This window comes from Rhizobium sp. BK008 (genome assembly GCF_014197345.1).
GTDB lineage: Bacteria > Pseudomonadota > Alphaproteobacteria > Rhizobiales > Rhizobiaceae > Rhizobium > Rhizobium anhuiense.
The window spans coordinates 414,426-427,307 of the sequence record NZ_JACIFK010000004.1; the positions used below are offsets into that span (position 1 = coordinate 414,426).

The following is a 12,882-nucleotide window of genomic DNA, read 5'->3' on the forward strand; positions in this document are numbered from 1 at the left end:
GCTGCGGCGAGATTGAGGCTGCCGGTGCGGCATATTTCCCTTCTCCTCGCGAGCGGGGCGAAGGTGCCGACAGGCGGATGAGGGGCAAGCGCCGGGTGAGAGGCCGGTACAGTCGGGCCCCTTATTCTCCCTCGCGCTTCAGCCGGTATTCGCCCGTCGCCGGGTCCTTGACCAGCGTGCCGATCGCGCCGGTCTGACGCTCCTTTTCAGCTTGGCGCGATTTTTCGGCGAGCTTGCGGGCATCGGAGACGAAGCGGCGGTAGAGCCACCAGGCTGAGAAAACCAGGATGAGGATGGTAATTAACTGCGGCATGCCCCTCTCTTGCTCCCTTCAAAGCCCGAAACGGCTCCACAATGCTCTCTCTTCCGCCGCTTCGACAAGCCCTGTTGCGAGACCGGATGCAGCCCCTTCGAGCGAGACGGGCGATACGCCGGGAATCCGGCGGCCGAACAGGCCGCGGCCGGCGGTGACGAGCTCCAGCTTGGTCTTCTGGCCGTAGCGCCGCTTCAATTCCTGGCGCATGTCGCCGAGGCCATCGATGAGGCCGAGTTCGAGGCCGCGCGTGCCGCTCCAGAACAGGCCCGAGAAGACCGCCGCATCGTCCTGCAGCTTGCCGGCGCGACGCTCGCGCACCATCGAGATGAAGACCTGGTGGATTTCGAGCTGCAGGCTCTTCAGATACTCGATATCCTTTTCCTTTTCCGGCTGGAACGGATCGAGGATCACCTTGTTTTCGCCCGCCGTATAGACGCGGCGCTCGACGCCGATCTTCTTCAACAGTTCGGGAAAGCCGAAACCGCCGGAGACGACGCCGATCGAGCCGACGATGGAGGTGGCATCGGCAATGATCTCGTCGCCGGCCAGTGCGATCATGTAACCGCCGGAGGCGGCGACATCCTCGACGAAGACCAGAACCTTCTTCTGCTTCTCGCGGGCGAGCTCGCGAATGCGGGTGAAGATCAGCCGCGACTGCACGGGCGAGCCGCCCGGCGAATTGATCGAGATGGCGACTGCCGGCGCGTCCTTCATGGCGAAGGCCTTTTCCAGGACCGGGGAGACGTTGGCGAGATTGAGGGTTGGCCGGAACTGGCCGCCGCCGCTGATGATCGCCCCCTGCAGCCGGACGACCGGGATGGTGATGCCGTCCTTGCGGAACCGTTTCGGCAGCAGCTTTCTCAAGAATCCGGCCATTTCCCATCCTTTGCTTCAGGTCGCACGCTCGCAATTTGCGATCGGCATCCATGTATGCGCTGGAACGCCAAACGCAATGGCCGCGTTCCTGAAAACATCGGCCCGAGGCATCGGGATTGATTTTCTTGTTGCGAATGAATTGCATTATCATTCTAATCCGTCATAGTGCACCGACGCTAAAACAGGTGGAAATCGCATGGACGTCCTCAATCCGAATGCAAAGAGCGGCTGGCGGCACGAACGCGGCGAGGCGTCGCTGTCCGATGTCTACCGCACCGTCGGAACCGGGCGTCACAGCTCGATGTGGCGAAGGGCGGCAGCCTTTGCCGGGCCCGGCTATATGGTCGCCGTCGGCTACATGGACCCCGGCAACTGGGCGACCTCGCTCGCCGGCGGCTCGAAATTCGGCTATGCGCTGCTCACCGTCGCGCTGCTTTCCAACCTGATGGCGATCGTGCTGCAATCGCTCTGCGCCCGCCTGGCGATCGCCTCCGGCCGCGATCTTGCGCAGGCTTGCCGCGACGCTTTTCCGAAATATGTCTCGGTGCCGCTGTGGGCCTTTGCCGAAATCGCCATCATCGCCACCGATATCGCCGAGGTGATCGGCACGGCGATCGGCCTCAACCTGTTGATGGGCATCCCGCTCGAACTCGGCGTGCTGATCACCGCGCTCGACGTCTTCGTGATCCTCTTCCTGCAGAAGCTCGGCTTCCGCTGGGTGGAAGCCTTCATCATCGCGCTGCTCGGCGTCATCGCGATCTGCTTCGGCGTGCAGATATTGCTTGCCGACCCGCAATGGGGCGCCGTCCTCACCGGCTTCTTCCCGACAACGGAGATCGTCACCAATCCCGAGATGCTCTACCTGGCGCTCGGCATTCTCGGCGCCACCGTCATGCCGCACAATCTCTACCTCCACTCCGGCATCGTGCAGACGCGGGCCTATGGCCATACTATCCCTGAGAAGAAGGAGGCGCTGACCTTTGCGACGATCGACTCGACGGTCGCATTGTGCTTCGCGTTGCTGATCAACGCCTCGATCCTGATCCTGGCGGCTGCCGCCTTCAACGCGCATGGGAAGACCGACGTCGTCGAACTCGGCGAGGCGCATTCGCTGTTGTCGCCGCTGCTCGGCCTCGCCATCGCGCCGACGCTGTTCGGCATCGCGCTTCTCTGCTGCGGCCTCAATTCGACGGTGACGGCAACGCTTGCCGGTCAGATCGTCATGGAAGGCTTCCTGAAGATCCGGCTGAAGCCATGGGTGCGCCGGCTGATCACCCGGGCCATCGCCATCGTACCGGCGGCAATCGTCACCATCTGGTATGGCGATCAAGGCACGGCCGAGCTTTTGATCCTGACGCAGGTGGTGCTCAGCCTGCAGCTTTCCTTCGCCGTCTTCCCGCTTGTGATGTTCACCGCCAGCAAGGCCAAGATGGGCGAGTTGGTGGCGCCGCGCTGGCTGAGCGGCATCGCCTATGTGATCGCGGTCGTCATCGCCGGATTGAACGTCAAGCTGCTCTTCGACTTCGTCACCGGCTAAATTCTGGTGTAAGCCGCCCGGCCATTGTTGAAATCATCGACGAGAGGGGAGAACTTGTGGCTCCCCTCTTCGTGCATGATCAGAGGCGCGCGCAGCGACAGCCGCGCCCGCGATCCCTTGATTGCGGTCACCAGGATACGGACGGCGTTTTCACCCGGACGCGGGTGGATGGCTGTCATTTCGAGGCCGCCGAAGCGACGGCCGCAGGCGAGGATGATTTCGGCGATCGACTGGGGCCTGGCAATCAGCGACAATTGGCCGCCGGGGATCATGATGGCGCCGGCCGTGCGGATCCAGCTTTCGAACAGGCCATCGGTCATCGCATGGGCTTCGGCCTTCAGCGCATCCGGCGTGCGCCGGTCGCCGGCATCATTGAAGGGGGGGTTCATGATGACGTGGTGGAAGCTCTCATCGGTAAGGCCGGCATCGTTGCGCGCCTTGGCGGTCAGGGTCACATCGGCCTCGACGACGCTGACGCGGCCTGCGACATGGGCATTGCCGGGCAAGAGGATGCTGCGGCGGGCATAATCGGCCATCTCGGCCGAGCGCTCGAAGAGCACCACCTCTGCATCGGCAAGCCGCGAGGCGACGGCAAGGCCGGCGGCACCGGCGCCGGCGCCGAGATCGGCAACCCTGACTGGGCGATCGTCGGCGACGAGAGCCGCAAGCAGCATCGCATCCATGCCGGCGCGATGGCCCCTGCCCTTTGGCTGCACCACATGGAAGGCGCCGCGGTGGAAGGCATCGATGGTGTCAGTGGTTTCGCCTGCCATCGGAGCTCACTTCCGCTCGCGCAGCTCGCCGCCGAGACCGGCATCGATGAGGATGCGGCGCGCCTGATCGGCCATCTCCTCGTCCACCAGCAGGCGGCGCGACAGCATGCCGAGCGAGCCCTCCAGCACGCTCATGCCCTGATCGGCGATGAAGCAGTGAATTCCGGCATCCTTCATCAAACTCTCGGCATAGGAGAGAAGAACTGGGTCGTTGGCGCGGATAAGCTCATGCATTTGCCGTCGTTTTCCTTCCAATTTCGCTCAGCGCGACAATTCACCCCTTGCCGCGTCCATCGCCCCTTTCTATTGTCAGGTGCAATGAATGAATAGGAGTCCGGGTCGTTGGGCGTGGTCATACCGCTTGAAGAAAGCAAAAACAAACTGGCATCCATAAAGCCACTGGTCGATCTCACCAGGGCGGATATGGAGCGAGTAAACCAGCTCATTCTGTCCAAGGCCGGCTCCGACGTGCAGATGATCCCCGAAGTGGCGAACCATCTGATCTCATCCGGCGGCAAGCGGCTGCGGCCGATGCTGACGCTGGCTTCCGCCTCGCTGTTCGACTACAGGGGCGAAAACCACGTCAAGCTCGCCACATCGGTCGAGTTCATGCACACGGCGACGCTGCTGCATGACGACGTCGTCGACGAGAGCGATCTGCGCCGCGGCAAATCGACGGCACGGATGATCTGGGGCAACCAGGCAAGCGTGCTGGTCGGCGACTTCCTGCTCGGCCAAGCCTTCCGCATGATGGTCGATGTCGGCTCGCTCGATGCGCTCGACGTCCTGTCCTCGGCCGCCTGCGTGATCGCCGAAGGTGAAGTGCTGCAGCTTTCCGTCGCCAAGAACATGGAGACGACGGAAGACGATTATCTCTCCGTCATCCGCGCCAAGACGGCCGCTCTCTTTGCTGCCGCCGCCGAAGTCGGGCCGATCGTCGCCGAGGCCGGCCGGTCCGGCCGCAACGCCCTGAAATCCTATGGCATGAATCTCGGGCTCGCCTTCCAGCTCGTCGACGACGCGCTCGACTATGGCGGCAAGGCTGCCGATCTCGGCAAGAATGTCGGCGACGATTTCCGCGAGGGCAAGATCACTCTGCCGGTCATTCTCGCCTATCGCCGCGGCACCGAGGACGAGCGCGCCTTCTGGCGCGATGCGATCGAAGCCGGCAACAGCACCGACGCCAACCTCGAAAAAGCGCTGGGGCTGATCACCAAATATGGCACGCTGAGCGACACGATCGGCCGCGCGATCCATTACGGCACGATCGCACGGGATGCGCTTGCGCCGCTTCCCGATACCGTCTGGAAATCCTCCCTGATGGAAGTGATCGACTTCTGCATCGAGCGCGTCAATTGATCAATCGTCCTTGATCGCAGGCTGATTTTCTTGCAGCGCCGCTTCAAAAAAGCCATCCTGTTATGAATCAGTGATCGCAACTTGTTTTGCGGCCGGCCCCATTGCCGGGACGCTGTCGAAGAAAGGTTTCCTAATGCGGCAGAGATTTGCCATCCGTCTTCTTACGAGCGCAGCGCTGGCCGCTGTCCTTTCGCTGGGCGGCGTCGGCGGCGTCAACGCCGAGGATGCGGCCAAGACGGGCGATGCCGCAAAGACCGACAGTTTCTTCGATGCCGATAGCGTCACCAGTTTCTCCGGCGCCTTCCTCGCCGCCCGCACGGCCGATGTCGATCATGACTACGAAACCGCGATCGAACTCTACAAGAAGGCGCTGCAGATCGAACCCGGCAATCCCGAGATTCGCCAGCGGCTGATGATCTCGCTGCTGCTCAATGGCGACATCAAGGAGGGCGTCAAATATGCCAACGACCTGAAGGGCGATCCTTCCGTCGAGCGCATCACCACGATCGTGCGCGGCATGGATGCCGTGCGCCGCGACGACTACAAGACCGCCGAGGCCATCCTGAAGTATAAGGGGCCGAACGATCTCGACCGGATGATGAACGACCTGCTGCTTGCCTGGGCCCGCGTCGGCGCCGGCCGCGGCAAGGAAGCGCTCACCATGGTCGAGAAGATGAAGGGACCGGACTGGTTCCGCATCTTCCAGAATTACAATGCCGGGGCGATCGCCATCGCCACCGGCGATGTGAAGTCCGCCCGCAAGCATCTGAACGATGCCGTGCTCGACAAGGAAGGCGGTGCGACGGCGCCCGACACCTTCATGCGCGCGGTGATGGCGCTTGCCCGCCTCGAAGCAACGCAGGGCAATAAGCAGAAGGCGCTCGACGCCGTTTCCGTCGGTGACAACCTGCTGCCGAATTATGCGCCGCTGAACGCGCTGCGCGACAGCATCGAAAAAGACGAGAAGCAGGAACAGCAAGTCAAGACAGCCGAAGAAGGGGCTGCCGGCGTGCTGTTTTCGGTCGGCGGCGCACTGAACCGCGACGGCGCCGAGGACATCGTTTCGCTTTACCTGCAGACGGCCAATGCGCTCGATCCGAACAGCGCCGATACGCTGGTGCTGCTCGGCGGCATCGCCGAGAAGCAGAACCAGATGGACCGCGCCATCGCGCTCTACAAGAAGGTGCCGGAGAATTCGCCGATGCGGCGCATCTCCGAGCTGCAGCTCGGCCTTGCCCTTGCCCAGGGCGGCAAGGTGGACGAGGCGCGCAAGCATCTGCAGGCGCTGATCACCTCCGACCCGAAGGACATCCGCAGCTACCTCGCCTATGGCAGCGTGCTCTCCGATGCCAAGGACTACGAGGCGATGGCCGCCAATTACGACAAGGCCGTCGAAGCGATCGGCCCCATTCCCGGCCGCGCCAACTGGAGCGTCTTCTTCCAGCGCGGCATTGCCTATGAACGGCTGAAGAAGTGGGACCAGGCGGAGCCGAATTTCCGCAAGGCGTTGGAGCTCAACCCCGACCAGCCGCAGGTGCTGAACTATCTCGGCTATTCCTGGATCGACATGAACCGGAACCTCGACGAAGGTCTCGGGATGATCAAGAAGGCCGTCGATCTTCGCCCTGACGACGGTTACATCATCGATTCGCTCGGCTGGGCCTATTTCCGCCTCAACCGCTTCGACGATGCCGTCGACGAGCTGGAGCGGGCTGCCCAGATCAAGGCCGGCGACGCGACGATCAACGACCATCTCGGCGATGCCTATTGGCGCGTCGGGCGCAAGCTCGAAGCCGTCTACCAGTGGAACCGGGCGCTCAGCTCCGAGCCTGAGGCTGCCGAGATCCCGAAGATCAAGGACAAGGTCGCCAACGGCCTGCCTCCCGTCAGCGACGATGCCAAGGCGGCCGACAAGAAGCAGCCGGATCCGGCCCCCGTCACGCCGCCGCCGGTCGACAAGAAATCCTGACGGGCGGGACGCATGCCTGAAGAGGGCCTGGCCGACGCTTTCGGCGTCACCGAAGAGGCGCGCGCGAAGATCAACCTGGCCCTGCATGTGACGGGCCAGCGGCCGGACGGTTATCATCTGCTCGATATGCTGGTGACCTTCGCAGAGCATGGCGACCGGCTGGGTTTCCTGCCCGCACAGGCCGACGCCTTCACCCTGTCAGGCCGTTTCGGCGGCGCGCTTGCCGAAGATGGCGGCACCAACCTCGTGCTGAGGGCGCGTGATCTCCTGCGCGAGACGGTCGGAGCCCTCGCCTTCCCTGTGCATATCCACCTCCAGAAGAATTTGCCGATCGCCTCCGGCATCGGCGGCGGCTCGGCCGACGCAGCTGCGACCTTGCGGGGGCTGATGCGCCTCTGGGGCACGAGGTTGCCCGAGGACGCGCTTGCTATGCTGGCGCTGAAGCTCGGCGCCGACGTGCCGATGTGCATGGAAAGCCGGCCGCTGATTGCCCGCGGCATCGGCGAAAAGATCGAACCGGTGCCCGATCTGCCGGCCTTTGCCATGGTGCTTGCCAATCCGCTGAAGGGCGTGTCGACGCCCGAAGTTTTCCGCCGGTTGGCGACAAAGGACAATCCGGCCTTGAGCCTGGCTCCGCGCGTGCCCGGGACTGCCGACTGGCTCGCGGCGATCGGTGCCGCCCGCAACGATCTGGAACCGCCGGCGCGTGAGCTTGTGGCGGAGATATCGGAGATATCGGCGATGCTGCAGGCCAGCGGCGCGCTGTTGACCCGCATGTCCGGTTCCGGCGCCACCTGCTTCGGCATCTTTGCCACCATGACCGCCGCCGAAGATGCGGCGGCGGCTCTTCACGACGCGCGGCCCGACTGGTATTTCCAGGCGACGGAAACGGTTTCGGGAGGCATGTGATGGCAGCTCTGGACGAAAAGCGGCCCTTCATCGCGGTCGGTATTGCGGTTCTCACGATCTCGGACACGCGCACGCCGGAGACGGACAAGTCAGGCGACACGCTGGCGGCGCGGATCACCGAAGCGGGCCACCGGCTGGTCGACCGTGGCATCGTGCCCGATGATCGCACGGAGATTGCCTCCCGGGTAAAGGCCTGGATTGACAGCAAAGACATAGACGTCGTCATCACCACGGGTGGTACCGGCTTTACCGGCCGCGACGTGACGCCCGAGGCGCTGGAGCCTTTGTTCGAAAAGCGGATGGACGGCTTTTCCGCCATCTTCCACCGGATCTCCTACGAGAAGATCGGCACGGCGACGATCCAGTCGCGCGCCACGGCAGGCGTTGCCAATGCCACCTTCATCTTCGCGCTGCCGGGTTCGCCCGGCGCCTGCCGGGATGCCTGGGACGGCATTCTGAAAGGCCAACTCGACTACCGCAGCGTGCCGTGCAATTTCGTCGAGATCATGCCGCGGCTTGACGAGCACCTGAAACGCGGCGCGACGAAGTAGACTGCCTGCAAGAGCGGCATTCCTATGTGGCCAGGCCCGGCAGGACGGGCATGGTATCCCAGCTATCACCCGACAGCAGAATGCAGCTTACGCCGTGAACATCCGTGACGATGAGGGTCCAGGTGCCGCTTTCGGCGGCATAGACCTCAAGAATGGCGTTCTGGTTGATCAGTCCGACTGCCGTGAGCTTTTCGGCGAAGTTCTTGTCCAGGAAATTGACGATTTCGGGTCGGCCTGCGCAACTGCGCATCATCTGCGATGCTGCCGAATGCGGATGCGCGATCACCAATATCGGCAATATGACGGCCAGCAGGCCGTAGATCATACCGCGTGTCATGACGCACCTCCTTTCGCCGGGAACCCGGCAGAAGAGGAGATTGTCGCTGACCTGTTCTGCCGTTCACCGGCATTCCATGGCCATTCCGTTGCGAAGCGCGGCGCTTCGACGGCGCCATGTTTGAATTATAGCGCGAAATCCTATTGGGCGCCATCTTTTGCCCGAGCCGTGGGAGGGAATCGCGGCAACTACCGTGCGGCGCGGGCGACCCAGGACGGAATGAGCTCGCTCGCCAGCCGCCGCGGTTTCTGGCCCTTGACGAATTCGGCAAGCCGCATGCCGCTTTTGGCGGTGGCGAGTGCCAGCTTTTTCGGCACCAGGAAACCGAGTTCCAGCGGCGGTACGGCCCGGCCGACACGCTGGAAGAACGGGCGACGATAGCCCCTCGACGCAGTGAAGCGCGCCGGCAGCTTGTTCAGCGCCACATATTCGGCGATCTCATCGATCCAGCCCGCCTGCGGTCTGGCGCCCGGCTCGACGAAGAGCAGCCATTCGCCGCGCGCCGAGCGGACGATGTCCTTGATATCCCATTGCGAATGGAAGCGGCAGCCGGCAGCGTCGGCCACCCGTGAGGTGCCGTCGCGAGAGCCGTGATCGAGCACGATCACATCGCTCACCAGCCCCTCCACTGCGCCTGCCACCAAGACCGATAAAGTCTGCGCCAGTTCAGATTCCTGATCCTGACATTCGAGAACAACCGTCAACATTGACTGTTTATAATGCGCCGCACAAATTTTTGCCAGCGCCGTTTTCCTCATTTTGTTCTTGCATTGTTCTCATTTTGCCGATAGGAATTTAATCAGCAAAACGGGCGGAGGCGATGGCTTTCCGCCACGGGAGAATCCGATGAGAGAGCAGTCCCTGGCAGGGCAGGCCGCATTCGCGCCTGCCAATACGGCAGATATTGCCGATGCGATGATCGTTTCCTCGGGTCTAAGGGTCGAGGTCGATCGGCGGCGCGGGCGTGGGGCGGGATTGAACCCGACGGGGCGGTTCGAAGCGCTGCAGCGGGAGACCTTCGACGATGGCTGGCAGACATGGGAAGAACTGCCGCCGTTCAAGACGGAAGTGCAGGTCGAGAAGCCGCGCACGGCCATCACCCGCAACGAATCGCCGGATATTTCCTTCGACCGTTCGATCAATCCCTATCGCGGCTGCGAACATGGCTGCATCTATTGTTTCGCCCGGCCGACGCATGCCTATATGGGGCTTTCCGCAGGGCTCGATTTCGAGACGAAGCTGTTTGCCAAGCCCGATGCGGCAAAGTTGCTGGAGCGGGAGCTCGCCAAACCCGGCTACAAGGTGCGGGTGATCGCCATCGGCACCAATACCGACCCCTATCAGCCGATCGAAAAGGAATGGCGCATCATGCGCGGCATCCTCGAGGTCTTGAACAAGGCAAACCATCCAGTCTCGATCGTCACCAAATCGGCGATGATCCTGCGTGATCTCGACATTCTGCGGGAGATGGCAAGCAAGAACCTGGTGCGCGTCGGCATCTCCGTGACCACGCTGGATCGCAAGCTTGCCCGGACGATGGAGCCGCGGGCCGCAACACCGCCGCGGCGGCTGGAGACGATCCACACCCTTGCCGAAGCCGGCATCCAGACGGCTGTGATGGCCGCCCCGCTGATCCCGGCGCTGAACGATCACGAGCTGGAGCGCATTCTCGAATCGGCCAAGGCTGCCGGCGCCGCCGAGGCGAGCTATGTCATCCTTAGGCTGCCGCTCGAGGTCAGCCCGCTGTTTCGTGATTGGCTGCTGCAACATTACCCCGATCGTTACCGGCATGTGATGTCGCTGGTGCGCTCGATGCGCGGCGGCAAGGATTACGATGCCGAATTCGGCAAGCGCATGAAGGGCGCCGGTCCCTATGCCTGGCAGATCGCCAGGCGATTTGAGATGGCAGCCCGGCGTTTCGGCCTGACGCGACGCAGCGTGCCGCTGCGCGACGACCTGTTCGTGCCGCCCGACGGCAGCGGCGTCCAGCTGTCGCTTCTTTGACCTTTTGTTTTACGCAGTTCAGGCAAACCGCTTCGCGCTTTGCCGGGAACTGCTCTCTGGCCTTTACGCAATTCCGAACGGAAAACCGCTTCGCACTTTTCCTGGAATTGCTTGTAGCTTGCGCATCGGCTTCTCGATAGAACCGCCCTGTCTTCGAGCCCCGAGCGCAGTTCCCGCGGATGGCCTTGACCGCCACCATCCGCCGGACCGGTCCCCGGCCGCCGCCCTGATCCGGGGACTTGCGGGAAATCGGGTTGGCGTGCGAGGTTCAGCCGCATGAAACCTCGCACGCCACCCGATTCTCCCCTGCTTTTCGACACGGTTCCGCTCGTGCCGGATTTCAAACTCGAGCTCAAAGCCCGCAGGGCCGGCCACTGGCCGGTTGCCGGCGCCGACGAGGCAGGCCGCGGGCCGCTGGCCGGGCCCGTGGTCGCCGCTGCCGTCATCCTCGATCCCAAACGCATCCCCGAGGGTCTGAACGATTCCAAGCAGCTTTCGGCGCAACGGCGCGAGGAACTGTTCGCGCAGATTCTGGCGACCGCGACCGTCTCCATCGCCTCCTCCAGCTCGACGCGCATCGACGAGACCGATATCCGCAAGGCTAGCCTCGACGCCATGCGCCGCGCCATCTGCAGCCTCGCCATTCCGGCAAGCTACGTGCTGACCGACGGGCTCGACGTGCCGCCCGGCCTCGATTGCCCCGGACAGGCGGTGGTCAAGGGCGATGCCCGCTCGGTCTCGATCGCCGCGGCCTCGATCGTCGCCAAGGTGACGCGCGACCGGATGATGGCACGCGCGCATCATGTGTTTCCAGACTACGGCTTTGCCGCGCATGTGGGCTACGGCACCGCACAGCACCGCGCCGGCATCGAAAAACACGGCCCCTGCTCCCTGCACCGGATGAGCTTCCGGCCGTTGCGCAAGGTCGAGGATGGTCCCGAGATGGACGAGCTGATTTCCGAGTAGGAACGGAGAGGTCGCGGCATGGTCGTCCCTTCGCCCCGTTTACGGCGGTCCGAAGGATGGGTCGAGACCAGCGGCTCGCCCTCAGCACGAGGCCGAGTCGTCAACAAAAGAAAAGGCCGGGACATGCCCGGCCTTCGCTCTCAATCTTTCCGATACAGCTCAGTTGAGCCGCGTCTTGACCTGGCTCACGGCATTGCCGAAGAGCTCGGACTGGACCTTGGCATCGGCCTGCTTGGCAAGCACGGTTTCGGCGGCCGCGATTGCGAGATCGACGGCAGCGGAACGCACCGCCTTCATCGCCTCGGCCTCGGCCTGCTTGATCTTCTGCTCGGAAAGCGCCGTGCGGTTGGCGACGAATTCTTCCGTCTTCTTCTTCGCCTCAGTGGTCAGCATTTCGGCTTCGCGCTCAGCGGCGGCAACGATGTGGGCCGCTTCGGCTTCCGCTTCCTTGCGCTTGCGCTGGTATTCGGCGAGCAGGTGCTGGGCCTCTTCGCGCAGACGCTTGGCTTCGGCCAATTCGTTGCGGATCTGGTCGGCGCGGTCGTCGAGCGACCGTGCCATCATGCCCGGAACCTTCAGGTAAACGACCAGCGCCAGGAAGAGGACGAGGCCGACAAAGGCGAAGAAAGTCGCGTCAAAAGCAAATTCCATCGATCAAGCCTCCTTCTTGGCAGCTGCGACGGCAGCAGCGACATCGGCCTTGGCGACGGTGCCGCCGATCAACTGATCGACCACGGCAGCCGCGGTTTCCTCGGCAATGGTGCCGACGTCGGCGAAGGCCTTGGCCTTGATCTCGCCAATACGAACTTCGGCAGCCTTGATCTTTTCCGACAGGCTCGCCTCGACAGCGCGGCGATCCTCTTCGGCTTTGGCCTTGGCGGCGTCGCGTGCGGCAGAGCCGATCGCGTTGGACTTGGCGCGCGCAGCGGCCAGTTCACCTTCATAGGTCCGGACGGCGGCGTCGGCTTCCGCCTTCAGGCGGCCAGCTTCTTCCAGATCCTGGGAAATGCGCGTGTGACGCTGATCGAGGATGGCCCCGATGCGCGGCGCGATGACCTTTTGCATGAGCAAATAGAAGACGCCGAACGTGATCACCAGCCAGAGCAGCTGGGATGCGAAGGTCGTCGAATCGAAAGGCGGGAAAGGGCCGCGGGCGTGTTCGCCTTCGGCAACACCAGTCTCGGTATGGACCTCGCCTGCGGCCGGAGCGGCATGCGCATCCGTACCCGTCGCTGCCGCCGGTGCTTCCTCAGCGTAAGCCGGGGTCACAAAAAACATGCTCACC

At 63.3% G+C, this 12,882-nt stretch carries 15 protein-coding genes; 7 read left to right on the forward strand and 8 right to left on the reverse strand.

Going from position 1 to position 12,882, the window contains the following annotated elements:
• Window positions 1-121: 121 nt before the first annotated feature.
• Together FHT69_RS19895 and FHT69_RS19900 are read right to left on the reverse strand one after the other, a co-directional pair.
• Window positions 122-313: a membrane protein gene (locus FHT69_RS19895; protein WP_047613848.1), complete on the reverse strand. Its 192-nt coding sequence runs from the start codon at window positions 311-313 to the stop codon at window positions 122-124.
• An 18-nt stretch (window positions 314-331) separates the two neighbouring features.
• Window positions 332-1,192, reverse strand: coding sequence for a S49 family peptidase (locus FHT69_RS19900; protein WP_047615364.1), 861 nt, complete (start codon window positions 1,190-1,192; stop codon window positions 332-334).
• A gap of 196 nt (window positions 1,193-1,388) precedes the next feature.
• On the opposite strand from FHT69_RS19900, the gene FHT69_RS19905 reads away from it, so the two are divergent.
• On the forward strand, window positions 1,389-2,729 hold the full coding sequence (locus FHT69_RS19905; RefSeq protein WP_047613846.1) for an Nramp family divalent metal transporter: 1,341 nt from the start codon (window positions 1,389-1,391) through the stop codon (window positions 2,727-2,729).
• Here the strand turns inward: FHT69_RS19905 and FHT69_RS19910 are convergent.
• Complete coding sequence (locus tag FHT69_RS19910) at window positions 2,726-3,502, reverse strand: tRNA1(Val) (adenine(37)-N6)-methyltransferase (RefSeq protein WP_183904237.1); 777 nt, start codon at window positions 3,500-3,502, stop codon at window positions 2,726-2,728. The two genes, FHT69_RS19905 and FHT69_RS19910, sit on opposite strands and share 4 nt — an antisense overlap.
• A 6-nt stretch (window positions 3,503-3,508) precedes the next feature.
• A complete protein-coding gene (locus FHT69_RS19915) occupies window positions 3,509-3,736 on the reverse strand; it encodes a DUF2007 domain-containing protein (RefSeq protein WP_024321294.1) in 228 nt (75 codons plus the stop codon).
• A gap of 108 nt (window positions 3,737-3,844) precedes the next feature.
• Here FHT69_RS19915 and FHT69_RS19920 point away from each other — a divergent pair, with 108 nt between their 5' ends.
• The 4 genes from FHT69_RS19920 to moaB all read left to right on the forward strand — a co-directional run bounded on the left by FHT69_RS19920 (window position 3,845) and on the right by moaB (window position 8,290).
• Window positions 3,845-4,861, forward strand: coding sequence for a polyprenyl synthetase family protein (locus FHT69_RS19920; RefSeq protein WP_028756705.1), 1,017 nt, complete (start codon window positions 3,845-3,847; stop codon window positions 4,859-4,861).
• A gap of 133 nt (window positions 4,862-4,994) precedes the next feature.
• A complete protein-coding gene (locus FHT69_RS19925) occupies window positions 4,995-6,830 on the forward strand; it encodes a tetratricopeptide repeat protein (RefSeq protein ID WP_028756706.1) in 1,836 nt (611 codons plus the stop codon).
• A 12-nt stretch (window positions 6,831-6,842) separates the two neighbouring features.
• The gene (locus tag FHT69_RS19930) at window positions 6,843-7,739 is read left to right on the forward strand and encodes a 4-(cytidine 5'-diphospho)-2-C-methyl-D-erythritol kinase (RefSeq protein ID WP_183905862.1); all 897 of its coding nucleotides are present in this window, start codon (window positions 6,843-6,845) and stop codon (window positions 7,737-7,739) included.
• The gene (gene moaB, locus FHT69_RS19935) at window positions 7,739-8,290 is read left to right on the forward strand and encodes a molybdenum cofactor biosynthesis protein B (RefSeq protein WP_028756708.1); all 552 of its coding nucleotides are present in this window, start codon (window positions 7,739-7,741) and stop codon (window positions 8,288-8,290) included. The genes FHT69_RS19930 and moaB overlap by 1 nt, the downstream gene beginning before the upstream one ends.
• A gap of 22 nt (window positions 8,291-8,312) precedes the next feature.
• On the opposite strand, the gene FHT69_RS19940 is transcribed toward moaB, so the two are convergent.
• Together FHT69_RS19940 and FHT69_RS19945 are read right to left on the reverse strand one after the other, a co-directional pair.
• Window positions 8,313-8,627, reverse strand: a complete 315-nt coding sequence (locus FHT69_RS19940; RefSeq protein ID WP_028756709.1) for a hypothetical protein — start codon at window positions 8,625-8,627, stop codon at window positions 8,313-8,315.
• Between the two features lie 188 nt (window positions 8,628-8,815).
• Window positions 8,816-9,334 (reverse strand): glycosyltransferase family 2 protein, encoded by a 519-nt coding sequence (locus tag FHT69_RS19945; RefSeq protein WP_047613840.1) that lies wholly within the window; start codon window positions 9,332-9,334, stop codon window positions 8,816-8,818.
• A 139-nt stretch (window positions 9,335-9,473) separates the two neighbouring features.
• Here FHT69_RS19945 and FHT69_RS19950 point away from each other — a divergent pair, with 139 nt between their 5' ends.
• Window positions 9,474-10,631, forward strand: a complete 1,158-nt coding sequence (locus tag FHT69_RS19950) for a PA0069 family radical SAM protein (protein ID WP_028756711.1) — start codon at window positions 9,474-9,476, stop codon at window positions 10,629-10,631.
• A 276-nt stretch (window positions 10,632-10,907) separates the two neighbouring features.
• Window positions 10,908-11,597, forward strand: coding sequence for a ribonuclease HII (locus tag FHT69_RS19955; RefSeq protein WP_168332567.1), 690 nt, complete (start codon window positions 10,908-10,910; stop codon window positions 11,595-11,597).
• 159 nt (window positions 11,598-11,756) lie between these two features.
• Here FHT69_RS19955 and FHT69_RS19960 read toward each other — a convergent pair whose 3' ends face one another.
• Together FHT69_RS19960 and FHT69_RS19965 are read right to left on the reverse strand one after the other, a co-directional pair.
• Complete coding sequence (locus FHT69_RS19960) at window positions 11,757-12,248, reverse strand: F0F1 ATP synthase subunit B (protein WP_028756713.1); 492 nt, start codon at window positions 12,246-12,248, stop codon at window positions 11,757-11,759.
• A gap of 3 nt (window positions 12,249-12,251) precedes the next feature.
• Window positions 12,252-12,875 carry a F0F1 ATP synthase subunit B gene (locus FHT69_RS19965; RefSeq protein ID WP_028756714.1) on the reverse strand — a complete coding sequence of 208 codons (624 nt, stop codon included), beginning with the start codon at window positions 12,873-12,875 and terminating at the stop codon, window positions 12,252-12,254.
• Between the last annotated feature and the right edge of the window lie 7 nt (window positions 12,876-12,882).